The sequence below is a fragment of the Streptomyces caeruleatus genome (assembly GCF_001514235.1).
Classification (GTDB): Bacteria; Actinomycetota; Actinomycetes; order Streptomycetales; family Streptomycetaceae; genus Streptomyces; species Streptomyces caeruleatus.
In genome coordinates this window covers 429,795-445,482 of sequence record NZ_KQ948930.1, presented here as the reverse complement: position 1 = coordinate 445,482, position 15,688 = coordinate 429,795, and the positions used below count along the sequence as shown (strand labels likewise).

Here is a 15,688-nt window from a genome sequence, read left to right as displayed (position 1 = left end):
GCGCGTAGTGTTCTGGGCAGTGGGGACGGCGGCTGGGTCCGGCGGGCCGGGCGGTCGGCCGTGTCCCGCCCTGGGGCGGTGAGCAAGCGCATGCGGGGGAGCCATGAGCACGACGATCACGACACACGCCGGTGATACGGCGATCATCCTGACCGAGGCCGAGCTGGAGCCTTACGTCACGCACGCGGAGACGCGGCGCTGGCTGACGGGCCCCGGACTGCCCTGCGACAGCGGCGTGTTGAGCTTCGCCGAGCTCTGCCGGGAGGACCGGCAGGACCAGGAGGGCCGCGAGGTCCTGCGGACCGTGGCGCAGACGACGGGCGATCCGGGCGACCGGCTGGCGGCGGAGCTGCGGGACCAGCTGGTGATAGGCGGACTGCTGGGCCCCGGTGGCCTGGCGGCGGAGTCGGTCCTGCTGGACGGCGCGACGGGCGAGATCTCGACGACGTACTTCCTGTACGACCGCCCCGACCTGATGGACCGCCGCGCGCTCGCGCCGTCGCTGCGGACGCTGGTCCGGTTCGCCGGGGCGACGGATGAACTGGCGGGCCTGCGCGGCCAGTTCGCGTCCTACGTCGGCCGGTACGGCCCGAAGGCGGTCGCGGAGGCCTCGCAGCACCTGCTGGCCGTGTTCGAGGAGGGCACGGACGGCGAGCCGGCGCCGTTCTGGAAGATGGCCGCGCTGATCCGCCCCCTGGCGCTGGTGGCGGGCCGGGCCGGGGCGTCGGGGCTGGCCCTGGACCTTCCGTCGCGCCTGCTGGACCAGGAGTTCGGGCAGGGCAAGGTGGTGCGCTTCGAGGAGGTCGACTTCCCCGCCACGCTCGCACACGAGCCGACCCGTCGCTTCCTGCGCGAGGTGGGCCTCCCGGAGAACGGCTTCCTGTTCTCGCTGGACACCGACGTGCCGCTGCAGACGCTGGCCGAGTACTACGCCGACGAGGAGTGGACCGACGAACTCCCCGCCGGGGCCGGCCGCTTGATACGCCTCGGCCACCTCGTCGAGGACAACAGCCTGGTCATCGACGGCGAGACGGGCGCGGTCCTGAACTGGAGCGAGCCCGAGGCGAGACTGTTCCCCCTGAACACCGACGTCTCGACCCTCGCCTTCACGCTCTGGCTGCTCCACCGCGAGCAGGCGATCGACGAGGAGTCCGGCCACGAGCTGACGACCCCCGACACCTACGACCAGCTGGCCATCACGATGCTCCAGGTCCTGTCGGCGGTCGACCCGACCGGCACCCGGGCCGACGACGGCCGGCACTACTGGACAGAGGTGTTCCAGGACGAGGCGAGCGGGGTCTTCGAGTCGGTGGGCGGGGCGTGGTGACGGGCCTGGACCACGTGATGGCGAGGACGACGCCTGTCCCTGAGGCCGGGTAGCGCCGGGTAGTGCCGGGCGCCTTGGGGCACCTCGGTCGCCGGCCTCAGGGGAGGTGGTGTCAGCCGGACTGGGCGGTGGCGCGGCGGCGGCGCACGGCCATGACCAGGACGCCGCCGAAGGCCGCGGCGGCGGCTGCGGCGCCGGCGATCAGCGGGGTGCCGTCGGATCCGGTGCTCGCGAGGTTGCCGTCGACGGAGCCGGTGGTGGAGGCGCCGGTGCCGCCGGTCGAGGTGCCTGCGGAGGTGCCGGCCGACGTGCTGCCCGTGCCGCCGGTGCTGCCTGTGCCGCCGACGGACTGGCCGTCGGGGTCGTTGCCGTTGCCGGCCGTGGTGGAGCCGTCGGTCGGGTCGTCCGAGGGGGACGGCTCGGGCTCGTAGTCGGTCGGAATGGCGATGCGGATCCGGTCCTTGTCGTTGGCGGGGTTCTTGTCGAAGACCGGGTGGATGTCGTAGACGGAGGTCGCCTTCACCTCGCCGGTGGTGGTCTTCGTGTCGTCCTTGATGTCCAGCATGAAGGTGAAGGAGAGGGACTCGCCCACGTCGAGGGTGTGGTCGGCGGGCCAGCAGACGTACTTGGCCTTGCCCGGGGTCCCCGCGGGCCCGGACGGGCCGTCGATCCCGAACGGGGCGCACTCGTCGGGGACTTCGGCGGCGACCGTGCCCGGCGGGATCTGCACCATGAGCGCCGTCTGGTCGTCGCTGTCCTGGTTCTGGATCCAGCCGGGGCCGTCGTTGCGGAGCTTCACCGTGATGGACTGCCGGTCGCCCGCGAGTGCCTCCGTGTCCTCACCGACGGCCACGAGGTCGGCCGAGCTGTCCGCGGTCAGGGTCAGCCGACGGTAGCTGTCGTCGAACCCCTCGCCCGGGGCGGCGCCGGTCGCCGAGGTGCCGTACTCGACGGCCTCCATCAGCGCGTCGGGCAGGGCCTTGAAGCGGATGGGCGTCTCGACGGAGGCGCCGGGTTCGATGACGGTGTCGAGCTCGCAGAGCGCCTGCCTGACCTGGTCCTCGACGGTCGAGTAGGTGCAACCCTTCACCGCGTCGGGGAAGTCGAGCCCTCGGGTCAGCCGGATCCGGAAGGTGACGCCGTCCGCCGCCGCGGTGCCCTTGTTGGTGATGACGACGGACTCGTCGTAGACGTCGCCGGGCTTGGGAGACGTGCGCGGCAGATTCGAGATCACCAGGGAGGGCTCGCCCTCCTCGGCGTGGGCCGAGGGCGCGAGGGCCGTCGGAACGGCCGCGACGACCGCGGCAGCGGCCACGAGGGCCGCCGAGTGACGGATGTGCGAGGGGCGGATGCGCTGGCGCACGGGTTGGTCTCCTCGGGACAGGAAGCACGGCGACCGGAGGATTACCGTCCAGTCATGTCCTGGACATCCGGACGCCGCCCAGGGTTGTGCCGCTGTTTGAGGAGATGTTGCGAAGGGGTGCCGCGGGGTGCCGCTAGGCCGTCAGGGGGAGACAGGCGTTGACGCCGCCGTCCAGGCCCCGGACAAAGGCCTTCGTCCGCTGGTCGGCGTCCCCGTGGTCTTCGGGATTGGTCCAGGGGAGCTGATCGGAAACGCTGTGTATCGCCTGCTCCAGTTCGGCGGCGTCCCCGTCCTCGAAGACGATCGATTCGTCGTCCTTGGCGCCCTGGAGTTCCGCGCCTGCGAGGCAGTCGGCCTGTAGTTCCGTGGAGACTTCCTGCAATGTGACGTCCAGCCGGCTCTGTATCGCGTGCCCCCATTCATGGGCGACGACGAAATAGACGTAACTGTCCCCGGTCGCATAACCCTCTTGCATCAGACCGACGTCCCACGCGAGGAAGTCCTCCGACGGGCAGTAGAGCGCATTGCCCGCTTCCAGTGCGACGCCGTCGCAGGTGGGCGCGTCCGCCGCCGTGCCGTCGTACAGGCCCAACACCTGTGGCGGGGTATAGCTTTCGGTGAAGTATTCCGACCAGTGCTTCTTCCAGAACTCGTCCACGCCCTGCACCGCCGCGTCGATGTCCTCCTGCATCGGGTCGCCGTAACGCGCGGGCGCGCCGTATGCGTAACCTCCGCTGACGAGCAGTATCGGCGCGATCACTGCCGCGCACACGCGCATCCGGAATGTCCTGCTCATGGCTTACCTCGAACGGCATGAGGAGATTTCGGCGTCGAGTACCGAACGCGAATCGCGAGGGCGCGGTGGACGCGGCGGACGCTGATATCCATTCAACACCCGGTGTTCGTGGGCCGCATCCTCATGCTCCTCCGGAGGAGCGACCCGCCCCGCGCCGTGGCTACCCGCCCTGTCTGGTGGACGCCGTGCGTGCCGAGAACGCGCGGTGGGCTCGGTGGAGGGCGGACGAAGGTGGTGCCCCGGGGGTGCTGCCACGCGTCGGGTAGGTGTATTTGAGGCCGTGGCGGGATTCGAACCCACGTAACTCGCTTTGCAGGCGAGCCCCTGAACCACTCGGGCACACGGCCGTTACCGACCACTCGGGCACGCGGCCGTCGGCAAGTCCGGTCCGGTTGGTGTGGTTTGGGCCGGGCTTGGTCGGTGGACTGAGCGTATGCGGGGGGTCGGGCGGGGCTCAAGGGGATCGGGGGTGGCGTAATGGGACTGCCACACCCCGTTCATGAAACCCCGATCCCGCCGGTCGTACGACCAAGGTCGCAGCGCGGAGCCCGTCTCCGGACAGGGGTCAAAGTTGGTTGCGGGCCTTACGCTGGCGGCCATGACCGTCCTTGAACCGCGTGACGCCGATGTCACGAAGAGAGCCGACGCCCCGCTGGTCCCCGAGGCCGAGGAGACCGTGCTGAGCAGGGCCTATCGGGCTCTCAGCATCGGGATCGTCTCCGTCGTGCTGCTCATCGCCTTCGAGGCGACCGCGGTCGGGACGGCCATGCCGGTGGCGGCGCGGGAGCTGGACGGAGTGGGGCTGTACGCGTTCGCGTTCTCGGGGTACTTCACGACCAGCCTGTCCGGGATGGTGCTCGCGGGGCAGTGGTCGGACCGGCGGGGTCCGCTCGGGGCGCTGACTGCGGGGATCGCTGCCTTCGGGGCCGGGCTGCTGTTGTCCGGGACGGCGGGGGCCATGTGGCTGTTCATCCTCGGGCGGGCCGTGCAGGGGCTGGGCGGCGGGCTGGTGATCGTCGCCCTGTACGTCGTCGTCGGCCGGGCCTACCCCGAGCGGCTGCGGCCGGCGATCATGGCGGCGTTCGCGGCGAGCTGGGTCGTGCCGTCGATCGTGGGGCCGTTGGCGTCCGGGGCCGTGACCGAGCATCTGGGCTGGCGCTGGGTGTTCGTCGGGATCCCGGTGCTCGTGGTGTTCCCGCTCGCCCTCGCGCTGCCGCAGATACGTCGGCGGGCGGCGGGGCCGGTCGGCGGCTCGGCGGGCAGCGCCTCCTTCGACCGGCGCCGGATCCGGCTCGCCCTCGCCATCTCCCTCGGCGCGGGGCTGTTGCAGTACGCCGCCCAGGACCTGCGGTGGCTCTCCCTGGTCCCCGGCGTCGCCGGCGTCGCCCTCCTCGTGCCGGCCGTGCTCGGACTGCTGCCGCGCGGCACGTACCGGGCGGCGCGCGGGCTGCCCTCGGTGGTGCTGTTGCGCGGCATCGCCGCGGGGTCGTTCATCGCGGCCGAGTCCTTCGTGCCGTTGATGCTGGTCACCCAGCGGGGCCTGTCGCCGACGTTGGCCGGGTTCTCGCTCGCGGCGGGCGGGGTGACGTGGGCGCTGGGGTCGTGGGCGCAGTCGCGGCCGCGGGCGGCGCCGTACCGGGAGCGGCTGATGACGGTCGGGATGGTGCTGGTCGCGGCATCCATCGCCGCCGCGCCCGCCGTGCTGATCGACTCCGTGCCGGCCTGGACACTGGCCGTGGCGTGGGCGTTCGGCTGCTTCGGGATGGGGCTGGTCATCTCCTCCACCAGCGTGCTGCTGCTCCAGCTCTCCGCGCCGGAGGAGGCGGGCACGAACTCCGCCGCCCTGCAGATCTCCGACGGCCTGTCCAATGCCGTGCTGCTGGCCATCGGAGGCGCGGCCTTCGCGGCGCTGGGCGGCGGCGCGGTGAGCCATGCGGCGACGGGGGAGTCCGGCGCCGGGTCGCATCCGGCGGCGTTCGCGGCGGTGTTCCTGCCGATGGCGGGGGTGGCGTTGGTGGGGGCCTGGGTGGCGACACGGCTGCGTGACGAACCCCGGTGACACCGAGTGGTACCGCCTAGTACCGTCGAAGTATGGCTGGACTGAACCTGCGTTTCTCGGACGAAGAGCTCGACGCCTTGCGTGAGCGCGCGGCGGCGGAAGGGCGAAGCATGCAGGCCTTCGCGCACGACGCCGTGATCGCGGCCATGAACGAGCACTCACGGCTGTTCAACGAGGCTGCCGAGCATGTGCTGAAGGCCAGCGCCGAGCTGAACCGGAGGCTCGCCTGATGCACTACCTCACGCTGCCGGAGCAGCTGAATCTGGCGCAGCGGCTCGGGGCGGACGAGGTGCGCGACTACGGACTGCTGGATTCCGCACTGGCACGTCCTCAGTCGAGCGTGTTCGGGCAGGACGCCTACCCGGACGTATGGCAGAAGGCCGCCGCGCTGATGGAGTCCCTCGCCCGCAACCACGCACTCGTCGACGGGAACAAGCGCATCGCCTGGTACGCGACCTGGGTCTTCCTGCACATGAACGGGCACCCCTTGGACTCGGACTTCGACGTCGACGAGGCCGAACGGTTCGTGCTGGACGTCTGCCAGGGCGCGCTGGACGTACCCAAGATCGCAGCCCAGTTGCCGCGCTTCGCGCGCTGAATGTGACCTCGATCCCACCCACGGGCGACCCTGCCCGGTCGGCGCCGTGACCCCACCACCCCGCCGGTAGGGTGGCCCGGTTGTCATACCCAGCCGAGCCGCACTACCCCCTACGGAGACCGTGACTACCACCGCCGCCTCCTCCTCGCACCACCTATCCCCCGCCTTCCCGGGCCGGGCCCCCTGGGGCACCGCCAGCAAGCTGCGTGCCTGGCAGCAGGGGGCTATGGAGAAGTACATCCAGGAGCAGCCGCGTGACTTCCTCGCGGTCGCCACGCCCGGCGCCGGGAAGACGACCTTCGCCCTGACGCTCGCGTCCTGGCTGCTGCACCACCATGTCGTGCAGCAGGTGACCGTCGTCGCGCCCACCGAGCATCTGAAGAAGCAGTGGGCCGTGGCCGCCGCGCGGATAGGCATCAAGCTCGACCCCGAGTACAGCGCGGGGCCGCTCGGCAAGGACTACCACGGCATCGCCGTGACGTACGCCGGTGTCGGTGTGCGGCCCATGCTGCACCGGAACCGGGTCGAGCAGCGCAAGACCCTCGTGATCCTCGACGAGATCCACCACGCCGGCGACTCCAAGTCCTGGGGCGAGGCCTGTCTGGAGGCCTTCGAGCCCGCCACGCGCCGCCTCGCGCTCACCGGTACGCCCTTCCGGTCCGACACCAACCCCATCCCCTTCGTGACGTACGAGGAGGGGAACGACGGCATCCGGCGCTCGGCCGCCGACTACACCTACGGCTACGGCAACGCGCTCGCCGACCATGTCGTGCGGCCCGTCATCTTCCTCTCCTACAGCGGCAACATGCGCTGGCGCACCAAGGCGGGGGACGAGATCGCCGCCCGGCTCGGCGAGCCGATGACCAAGGACGCGATCAGCCAGGCCTGGCGCACCGCCCTGGATCCGCGCGGCGAGTGGATGCCGAGCGTGCTGCGCGCCGCGGACCAGCGGCTGACCGAGGTCAGGAAGGGCATCCCGGACGCCGGAGCCCTCGTCATCGCCTCCGACCAGGACTCCGCCCGCGCCTACGCCAAGCTCATCCGCGAGATCACCGGCACCAAGGCGACCCTCGTCCTCTCCGACGACACCGGCGCGTCCAAGCGGATCGACGACTTCAGCGGCAACGACGACCGGTGGATGGTCGCGGTGCGGATGGTGTCGGAGGGCGTCGACGTCCCTCGGCTGGCCGTCGGCGTGTACGCCACCACCATCTCCACGCCGCTGTTCTTCGCGCAGGCCGTCGGACGTTTCGTACGGTCACGCCGGCGCGGTGAGACCGCCTCCGTCTTCCTCCCGACCGTCCCCGACCTCCTCACCTTCGCCAACGAGATGGAGGTCGAGCGCGACCACGCCCTCGACAAGCCGAAGAAGGAGGGCGAGGAGGACCCGTACGCCGAATCCGAGAAGGAGATGGAGGAGGCGAACAAGGAGCAGGACGAGGACACCGGCGAGCAGGAGCAGTTCTCCTTCGAGGCGCTGGAGTCCGAGGCCGTCTTCGACCGGGTGCTGTACGACGGTGCCGAGTTCGGCATGCAGGCCCACCCGGGGAGCGAGGAGGAGCAGGACTACCTCGGGATCCCCGGGCTGCTGGAGCCCGACCAGGTCCAGTTGCTCCTCCAGAAGCGGCAGGCCCGGCAGATCGCCCACAGCCGCAAGAAGCCGGACACCGAGGCCGACCTGCTGGAGCTGCCCGCCGAGCGGCGGCCCGTCGTCTCGCACAAGGAGATGATGGAGCTCCGCAAGCAGCTCAACACGATGGTCAGTGCGTACGTGCATCAGAGCGGGAAGCCGCACGGGGTGATCCACACCGAGCTGCGGCGGGTGTGCGGGGGGCCGCCGAGTGCGGAGGCGACGGCGGGGCAGTTGCGGCAGCGCATTGCCAAGGTTCAGGAGTGGGCCACGCGCATGAGGTGAGCGGTTCGGCAGGTCGTATGTCGGCGGCGGGCCGGTGGGGGCTTGTCGCGCAGTTCCCCGCGCCCCCAAAAAAGCGTCTGCGCCCCGCTCCTTTCCGGGCAAACCCGACGTGGTCCTACCCGCCGCTGCCCGGATTCTGGACGGAGCCTTCCGCTCAGCGAACCGGCTTCGCTAATGTCCCGCTACGCACACGCCCCGTGGCAGCGCCGCCGCGGAGCGCAGCCGTGAAGCGACGCGGTTCGGACACTCCGAGCCGCCGGCCGATCGGCGGCCTCTGAAGCGCGTCACTGACGGGACTCGGTGACGCATCCGCCGCGAGGGGGCTGCCGACCTCACCACTAAGGAGTGGGCGTCGTGACCGCGGAGACCTCTCAGACGCTCGACCGGGGACTGCGTGTCCTCAAGCTGCTGGCCGACACGGACCACGGGCTGACCGTCACCGAGCTATCCAACAAACTGGGCGTGAACCGGACCGTTGTGTACCGGCTGCTCGCCACGCTTGAACAGCACGCACTCGTACGCCGTGACCTGGGCGGCCGCGCGCGGGTCGGGCTCGGCGTGCTGCGCCTGGGCCGACAGGTGCACCCGCTGGTACGGGAGGCCGCGCTGCCAGCGCTGCGCTCGCTCGCCGAGGACATAGGGGCGACGGCCCATCTGACGCTGGTGGACGGCACGGAGGCCCTGGCCGTCGCCGTGGTGGAACCGACGTGGACGGACTACCACGTGGCCTATCGGGCCGGCTTCCGGCATCCCCTGGACCGCGGTGCCGCGGGCCGGGCCATCCTCGCCGCCCGGCAGCAGCCGCTGGACGACCCCGGATACACCCTGACCCACGGGGAGTTGGAGGCGGGAGCGAGCGGGGCGGCCGCGCCGCTGATCGGGGTCACGGGCGTCGAGGGCAGCGTGGGCGTGGTGATGCTGGCCGACGCGGTGCCGGAGCGGGTCGGACCGCGGGTCGTGGACGCGGCACGGGAGGTGGCGGAGGCGTTGCGCTGACGCGTACGTACACCCCCTAGGCAGGGCCCTGAACCACCTCCGACACTCGTGTCATGACCTCACTGAGCATCCGCACCGTCCACGAGCCCGCCGGGTTCACCGCTGTTGCCGACTACTTCAGTGACGTATGGCAGACGCCCCGCAGCGCGCCGCCCCTGCTGCCCGAGACGCTGCACAGCATCGCCCACGCGGGTGGGGCGGTGCATGCCGCGTACGACGGGACGAGGCTGGTCGGGGCGTCTGTCGCGGTGTTCGGGCCGCCCGCGTCCAAAGAGACGTACTCCATGCTCACCGCCGCCGACCGGGGACTGGGGAGTTACGTCAAGTTCGCCCAGCGGGACTGGGCTCTGGAGCAGGGTGCCCGCACCATGCGCTGGACCTTCGATCCGCTGGTCGGCCGAAACGCCCGGTTCAACTTCGTCAAGCTGGGCGCCGCGGGCACCGAGTACCTCGTCGACTTCTACGGCCCCATGGCGGACGGTGTGAACGACGGCGACGAGACCGACCGGCTGTCGGTGACCTGGGACCTGATCGAGCCGGAGCGGGACGAGGACGCCGGCGGACCCGGTGACCGCGAGGCCGCGCCCCCCACCCACGCGGCGCCGGACGGCGGCCCACTCGCCCGTCGCGACCTCTCCGACCGGTACGTCTGGTGCCGGGTGCCGGACGACATAGTGGCGCTGCGGGCCACCGATCCCGAGCTGGCGCTGCGCTGGCGGCGGGCCGTGCGGGAGGTGTTCACGAAGGCCTTCGCCGACGGCTTCGTCGCGACGGGTATGTCCCGGGACGGCTGGTACACGCTCACCCGTCGGGAGGCAGCCTCGTGAAACTCGAACGCGTCGAGCTCGTCCACGTGGCGATTCCGCTGGTCAGGCCCTTCCGTACGTCCTTCGGCACCATGACGACGAAGGACACCTTCCTGCTGCACGTCGTCACGGACACCGCGGAGGGCTGGTCGGAGTTCGCGGGCGACCCCGAGCCGCTGTACTGCTCGGAGTTCGTGGCCGGCGCGGAGATCGTGCTGCGTGACTTCCTGCTGCCGCGAGCCGCCGCGCTCCCCGAGCTCACCGCGGCCCGCCTCGCGCCCGCGACGGCCGGGGTCAAGGGGCACGAGCTGGCGAAGGCGGCGCTGGAGACGGCCGTACTCGACGCGGAGCTGCGGTCGTACGGGATGCCGCTGGCCACGTATCTCGGGGCGGTGCGGGAGCGGGTGCCGGCGGGGGTGTCGGTCGGGATCCACCGGACGGTCGCCGAACTGCTGGACGCGGTCGAGGGGTATCTCGCCGAGGGGTATGTGCGGATCAAGCTGAAGATCGAGCCGGGCTGGGATCTGGAACCCGTACGGGCCGTACGGGCGCGCTTCGGGGCGGACCTGCCGCTCCAGGTCGACGCGAACACGGCGTACACGCTCGCGGACGCCGAGCATCTGCGGCGGCTCGACGAGTTCGGGCTGCTGCTGGTCGAGGAGCCGCTGGGGGAGAACGACCTGTACGCCCACGCCCGTCTCCAGCAGCGCATCGCGACCCCTGTCTGCCTGGACGAGTCCCTGCACAACGCCCGTGACACGGCGGCCGCCATCGCGATGGACGCGTGCCGGGTGGTCAACGTCAAGGCCGCGCGGGTCGGGGGGTACCTGGAGGCGCGGCGGGTCCATGACGTGGCGTACGCGCACGGGGTGCCGGTGTGGTGCGGGGGCATGCTGGAGACGGGGATCGGCCGCGCCCCGAACCTGGCCCTGGCGGCCCTGCCCGGCTTCACTCTCCCCGGCGACACCTCGGCGTCCAGCCGCTATTTCGCCGAGGACGTCACGGAGCCGTTCGTGCTGGTGGACGGGCGCCTTCCGGTCCCGCGGTCGCCGGGCATCGGGGTGGAGCCGCTGCCGGAGGCGCTGCGGCGCTTCACCGAGGAACGCCGAGACCTGTACGTGATCTGAACGGGGCATCCTGGGCAGCTCCCACCTGCACCAGGCCGGATTCCGTCGCCACGTTAGATTGATCCCGTGTTCTCTCGTCTCACGCGCCCCCGGGCCGTCGCCGTCTGCGCTCTGCCGGTCGTGGCCCTGCTCGCCACGGCGGCCTTCGCGCCACTGCCGTTCTCGCTGACGCAGCCCGGCCTGACGGCGAACGTCCTGGGCGAGAACAAGGGCGAGCCGGTGATCACGATCTCCGGTGCCCCGACCCGGGACACCAGCGGTGAGCTGCGCATGACGACCATCGAGGCGACGTCCCCCGACACGGACGTGCGGTTCGGCGACGTGATCGACGCCTGGTTCAGCACGGAGCAGGCGGTCATGCCGCGCGACTCGGTCTATCCGAGCGGGCAGAGCCCGCGGGAGATCGAGCAGTACAACACCGAGCAGATGAAGGAGTCCCAGGACGCCGCGACCGAGGCCGCGCTGAACTACCTGGACCTCAACGACAAGAACGTCAAGGTCACCCTCACCCTCGCGGACGTGGGCGGCCCCAGCGCCGGCCTGCTCTTCTCCCTCGGCATCATCGACAAACTCGACGGCGACGGCACCGGCGGCGACCTCACCGGCGGCCGCACCATCGCCGGCACCGGCACGATCGACGCCGCCGGCCAGGTCGGCGCGGTCGGCGGAGTCTCCCTGAAGACCCAGGCGGCCAAGCGCGACGGCGCGACCGTCTTCCTCGTCCCCAAGCCGGAGTGCTCCGACGCCAAGGCAGAACTCCCGAAGGGGCTGCGCCTCATCCCGGTGACCACGCTGAAGGGGGCGGTGAACGCGCTGGAGGCGCTGGACTCTGGGAAGGGCTCGGTTCCGAGCTGCTAGACGGGTCCAGGAGCCGCCCGCTCCCAGCCCGGAACCTCCCTCACTTCACGAACCCCTCCTCCTTCATCCAGTCCAACGCCACCTGATGCGGATCCTCCCCGTCCACGTCCACCTTCGCGTTCAGGTCCTGGGCCACGGAGTTGTCCAGCTTCTTGCTGATCGGGTCGAGGACGTCCGGGATGGCCGGCCATTTCTTGAGGGTGTTGGTGTTGATCATGGGGGCGGCGTTGTAGTTGGGGAAGAACTTCTGGTCGTCGTCCATGACCACGAGGTTCATGGACTTGATGCGGCCGTCCGTCGTGTAGACCTCGCCGTAGACGCAGGCACCCTTCGCGACCTGGGTGTAGATGATCCCGGTGTCCATCTGGGTGATGTTCTTCGCGGGCAGGTTCATGCCGTACGCCTTCTCCATGCCCGGCAGCCCGTCCGCGCGGTTGGCGAACTCGACCTCGACGCACAGGCTCACCGCGCCGGGGTCGGACTTCGACAGGGCGGCGACCTCGGACAGGGTGTTCGTGCGGTACTTGCGGTGGTTGGCCTGGTTCATCGCCAGGGCGTAGGTGTTGTTCAGGGCGGAGGGCGCCAGCCAGGTCACCCCGTTCCTCGCGTCCTCCTTGCGCACCGCCTCCCACTGCGCCCGCGGGTCGGGGATCGGTTCGCTGCGGCCCAGGTACGTGATCCAGGCCGTGCCCGTGTACTCGTACCCGGCGTCGGCCTCCCCCTTGCGCACCGCCTCCCGGCTGCCGATGGACCCCTGGATGCCGGTGCGGTCGACCACCTTCGCGCCGGCCGCCTGGAAGGCGATGCCCATGATCGCGCCGAGGATCAGCTGCTCGGTGAACGACTTGGACGTCACCGTCAGCTCGGCGCCCTTCAGCGGCTCGCCCCGCCCGATCGTGCCGGGCTTCACGTCGTCGGCCATGGGGGAGCCGCTCGTCAGACCGCACCCCGAGGGCGCGAGGAGCACCGTCGCCAACAGGACAGCCGCGCCGCGCCTCATGTCTCCAACCCCCGTGGCCGCAGCAGCACTTCCGCCAGTGACGCCAGCCAGTCCACCAGCAGGGCGAGGGCGACCGTGAGGACCGAGCCCAGCACCAGCACCGGCATGCGCTGGTTGGTGATGCCGGCCGTGATCAGCACGCCCAGGCCGCCGCCCCCGCCGAAGACCGCCAGGGTGGCCGTACCGACGTTCAGCACCAGGGCCGTGCGGACGCCCGCCAGGATCAGCGGGACCGCGAGCGGCAGCTCCACCCGGGTCAGCACCCCCATGGGGGACATGCCGATGCCGCGCGCCGCCTCCAGCAGCGTCGGGTCGTTCGCCTTCAGGCCGGCGATCGTGTTGGACAGCACGGGCAGGACGGCGTAGGCGATCATGCCGATCAGCGCGGCCTTCCGGCCGATGCCGAGCCAGATCACCAGCAGGGCGAGCAGACCGATCGCCGGGGTCGCCTGGCCCATGTTGGCGAACGCCATGGCCACCGGGGTCGCCTTCCGGAACGGCCGCCGGGTGAGCAGGATCCCCAGCGGGATCGCGATGATCAGCACGAAGAACGTGGAGATCACCGTGAGTTCGACGTGCTGCCACAGCGCCTTGGAGACCTGGCCGTTCGACAGCGCGTTCTCGGAGACCGCGTCCAGGTCGGCCTGCTGGAACCACAGCCAGGTCGCCAGCAGCATCGCCACCAGCAGGGCGGGCACGAAGGTGAGCTTCTGCCAGCTCACCTTCCGGCGCGGGGGCTTCGTGGCGGTGGGGGAGGAGGGGGCGGTGGGAGAGGAGTCGGAGGAGTCGGCGGAGGGCGCGTCGGGCCCGCCCGTCCCGTCGGAGGCGTAGGGCACGCCCGTCCCGTCGGACGCGTCGGGCACGCCCGTCCCGTCGGACGCATCCGTCTCCTCCGGCGCCGCCCCCGTCCCGGGAGCCTCCGGGCCGCTCACGCCTTCCTCTCCCCTCCGTCGCCCTCCTGCTCGGCGTGTGTCAGGTCGGCCCGTGTCTCCTCCAGGTCGTGCTGGGCCTCCAGCGCCTCCAGCCGGTCCGCCTCCAGCAGTTCGTGCACCGAGTTCATCAGCGTCTCCATGTCGACGACGCCCGTGTACTCACCGCGCCGCCCGGTCACCGCGACCCGCCCCGCGTTGTCGATGAGGACCGCCTCCAGGGCGTCCCGCAGCGTGGCGTCCCGGGTCACCGTGTCGTGCACCAGCGTCCCGGCCCGGGCCAGCGAGCCCCTGGCCCGCATCAGGTCACCGCGCCGCAGCCACTTGTAGGGCCGTCGGCGCTTGTCCAGCAGCAGGATCTCGTTGGTGCCGCTGGACCGGAGCCGGTTGAAGATCTCCTGGAGCGGGTCGTCGACGGTCACCGTCGGGTAGTCGGTGATCTCCACATCCCGTACGCGGGTCAGGTTCAGCCGTTTCAGCGCCGCCCCGGCGCCCACGAACCCGGAGACGAAGTCGTCCGCCGGGTTGGTGAGGATCGCCTCGGGGGTGTCGAACTGAGCGATGTGGGACCGTTCGCGCAGCACGGCGATCCGGTCACCGAGCTTGATCGCCTCGTCGAAGTCGTGCGTGACGAAGACGATCGTCTTGTGCAGCTCGTGCTGCAGCCTGATCAACTCGTCCTGGAGGTGATCGCGGGTGATCGGGTCGACGGCCCCGAACGGCTCGTCCATCAGCAGCACGGGCGGATCGGCGGCCAGGGCCCTCGCCACCCCCACGCGTTGCTGCTGGCCACCGGAGAGCTGACGCGGATAGCGGCCGTGGAACTCCCCGGGATCGAGGCCGACCAGGTCGAGCAGCTCCTCGACCCGGTCCCGGATCCGTTCCTTCGACCAGCCGATCATCTTCGGTACGAGTGCGATGTTCTGGGCGACCGTCATGTGCGGGAAGAGGCCGGCGGACTGGATCGCGTACCCCACCTTGCGGCGCAGCTTCACCGGGTCGATGTCGGTGACGTCCTCCCCGCCGATGCGGATGCGGCCGCCGGTCGGTTCGATCAGCCGGTTGATCATCTTGAGCGTGGTCGACTTACCGCACCCGGAAGGGCCGACGAAGATGACCACCTCGCCCGCCTTGATCTCCATGTTCACGTTGTCCACGGCCGGCTGCGCGCTGCCCGGATACCGCTTGGTCAGGTTCTCCAGCTCGATGGAGGCGCCGTGGTTGTCGCTATCGGACACGGATCCCCCTGGGAATCGTCAGCCGCCCGACCAGGACGTACGCGGCGTCGAACAGCAGCGCCAGGATGATGATCCCCACCGTCCCGGCGAGCACCTGGTTGAGCGCGTTCGCGCTGCCCAGCGAGGCCAGACCGCGGAAGATCACATTGCCGAGCCCGGGCCCGGAGGCGTACGCCGCGATGGCCGCGATGCCCATCAGCATCTGCGTCGAGACCCGGATCCCGGTCAGGATCGGCGGCCACGCCAGCGGCAGCTCCACCCGCAGCAACCGCGCGAGCCGGGACATCCCGATACCCCGGGCCGCGTCCACCAGCGTCGGGTCGACACCGCGCAGCCCGACGATCGAGTTGCGCACGATCGGCAGCAGGCCGTACAGGGTCAGGGTTATCACCGTGGGCGGTACGCCAAGACCCACGATCGGAATGAGCAGACCGATCATGGCGAGCGACGGAATGGTCAGAATGCCCGAGGTGGACAGGGTGGCGAAATTGCCGGCCCACTCGCTGCGATAGGTGACCACACCGATCAGCACCCCGAGCAGGGTCGCCACCACCATGCACTGGAACACGGCACTGGCGTGCTGCCAGGCGTCGGCGAGCAGCTGCTGGTGGCGGTTGCCCAGGTACTCCCAGAAGCTCACGCGGACTCACCCCACCAGGTCACGGGCCCTAGGCCC

At 70.7% G+C, this 15,688-nt stretch carries 15 protein-coding genes and 1 tRNA gene; 9 read left to right on the top strand and 7 right to left on the bottom strand.

Annotation, left to right across the window (positions count from 1 at the left end; translation table 11 throughout):
• Nucleotides 1-103: 103 nt before the first annotated feature.
• The gene (locus AQJ67_RS23190; RefSeq protein WP_062720975.1) at nt 104-1,327 is read left to right on the top strand and encodes an SUKH-4 family immunity protein; all 1,224 of its coding nucleotides are present in this window, start codon (nt 104-106) and stop codon (nt 1,325-1,327) included.
• Nucleotides 1,328-1,439: 112 nt separating this feature from the next.
• Here AQJ67_RS23190 and AQJ67_RS23185 read toward each other — a convergent pair whose 3' ends face one another.
• The 3 genes from AQJ67_RS23185 to AQJ67_RS23175 form a co-directional block, all read right to left on the bottom strand.
• Nucleotides 1,440-2,690 carry a COG1361 family protein gene (locus AQJ67_RS23185; protein ID WP_062720974.1) on the bottom strand — a complete coding sequence of 417 codons (1,251 nt, stop codon included), beginning with the start codon at nt 2,688-2,690 and terminating at the stop codon, nt 1,440-1,442.
• A gap of 133 nt (nt 2,691-2,823) precedes the next feature.
• A complete protein-coding gene (locus tag AQJ67_RS23180) occupies nt 2,824-3,486 on the bottom strand; it encodes a neutral zinc metallopeptidase (protein ID WP_062720973.1) in 663 nt (220 codons plus the stop codon).
• Between the two features lie 275 nt (nt 3,487-3,761).
• Nucleotides 3,762-3,833, bottom strand: a tRNA-Cys gene (locus AQJ67_RS23175).
• A gap of 251 nt (nt 3,834-4,084) precedes the next feature.
• On the opposite strand from AQJ67_RS23175, the gene AQJ67_RS23170 reads away from it, so the two are divergent.
• From AQJ67_RS23170 to AQJ67_RS23135, 8 genes are all read left to right on the top strand, one after another.
• Entirely contained in the window at nt 4,085-5,545 is a 1,461-nt protein-coding gene (locus AQJ67_RS23170) for an MFS transporter (protein WP_062720972.1), read from the top strand.
• A gap of 32 nt (nt 5,546-5,577) precedes the next feature.
• Entirely contained in the window at nt 5,578-5,775 is a 198-nt protein-coding gene (locus AQJ67_RS23165) for a hypothetical protein (protein WP_062720971.1), read from the top strand.
• On the top strand, nt 5,775-6,143 hold the full coding sequence (locus AQJ67_RS23160; RefSeq protein ID WP_062720970.1) for a type II toxin-antitoxin system death-on-curing family toxin: 369 nt from the start codon (nt 5,775-5,777) through the stop codon (nt 6,141-6,143). The genes AQJ67_RS23165 and AQJ67_RS23160 overlap by 1 nt, the downstream gene beginning before the upstream one ends.
• A 121-nt stretch (nt 6,144-6,264) precedes the next feature.
• Nucleotides 6,265-8,058 carry a DEAD/DEAH box helicase gene (locus tag AQJ67_RS23155; RefSeq protein ID WP_062720969.1) on the top strand — a complete coding sequence of 598 codons (1,794 nt, stop codon included), beginning with the start codon at nt 6,265-6,267 and terminating at the stop codon, nt 8,056-8,058.
• Between the two features lie 354 nt (nt 8,059-8,412).
• Nucleotides 8,413-9,054: an IclR family transcriptional regulator gene (locus tag AQJ67_RS23150; RefSeq protein ID WP_062720968.1), complete on the top strand. Its 642-nt coding sequence runs from the start codon at nt 8,413-8,415 to the stop codon at nt 9,052-9,054.
• A gap of 53 nt (nt 9,055-9,107) precedes the next feature.
• Complete coding sequence (locus AQJ67_RS23145) at nt 9,108-9,881, top strand: hypothetical protein (protein ID WP_062720967.1); 774 nt, start codon at nt 9,108-9,110, stop codon at nt 9,879-9,881.
• Nucleotides 9,878-10,987, top strand: a complete 1,110-nt coding sequence (menC, locus tag AQJ67_RS23140; RefSeq protein WP_062720966.1) for an o-succinylbenzoate synthase — start codon at nt 9,878-9,880, stop codon at nt 10,985-10,987. The genes AQJ67_RS23145 and menC overlap by 4 nt, the downstream gene beginning before the upstream one ends.
• Nucleotides 10,988-11,053: 66 nt before the next feature.
• On the top strand, nt 11,054-11,845 hold the full coding sequence (locus AQJ67_RS23135) for a S16 family serine protease (RefSeq protein ID WP_062720965.1): 792 nt from the start codon (nt 11,054-11,056) through the stop codon (nt 11,843-11,845).
• A gap of 40 nt (nt 11,846-11,885) precedes the next feature.
• Here the strand turns inward: AQJ67_RS23135 and AQJ67_RS23130 are convergent, their stop codons facing one another.
• From AQJ67_RS23130 to AQJ67_RS23115, 4 genes are read right to left on the bottom strand one after another with little or no spacing between them, the layout of a single operon-like run.
• A complete protein-coding gene (locus AQJ67_RS23130; protein ID WP_062720964.1) occupies nt 11,886-12,845 on the bottom strand; it encodes a glycine betaine ABC transporter substrate-binding protein in 960 nt (319 codons plus the stop codon).
• Complete coding sequence (locus tag AQJ67_RS23125) at nt 12,842-13,777, bottom strand: ABC transporter permease (protein ID WP_425264173.1); 936 nt, start codon at nt 13,775-13,777, stop codon at nt 12,842-12,844. The genes AQJ67_RS23130 and AQJ67_RS23125 overlap by 4 nt, the downstream gene beginning before the upstream one ends.
• Nucleotides 13,774-15,012, bottom strand: a complete 1,239-nt coding sequence (locus AQJ67_RS23120; RefSeq protein WP_062720963.1) for a betaine/proline/choline family ABC transporter ATP-binding protein — start codon at nt 15,010-15,012, stop codon at nt 13,774-13,776. The genes AQJ67_RS23125 and AQJ67_RS23120 overlap by 4 nt, the downstream gene beginning before the upstream one ends.
• The gene (locus AQJ67_RS23115; protein ID WP_062720962.1) at nt 15,002-15,652 is read right to left on the bottom strand and encodes an ABC transporter permease; all 651 of its coding nucleotides are present in this window, start codon (nt 15,650-15,652) and stop codon (nt 15,002-15,004) included. The genes AQJ67_RS23120 and AQJ67_RS23115 overlap by 11 nt, the downstream gene beginning before the upstream one ends.
• Nucleotides 15,653-15,688 lie beyond the last annotated feature (36 nt).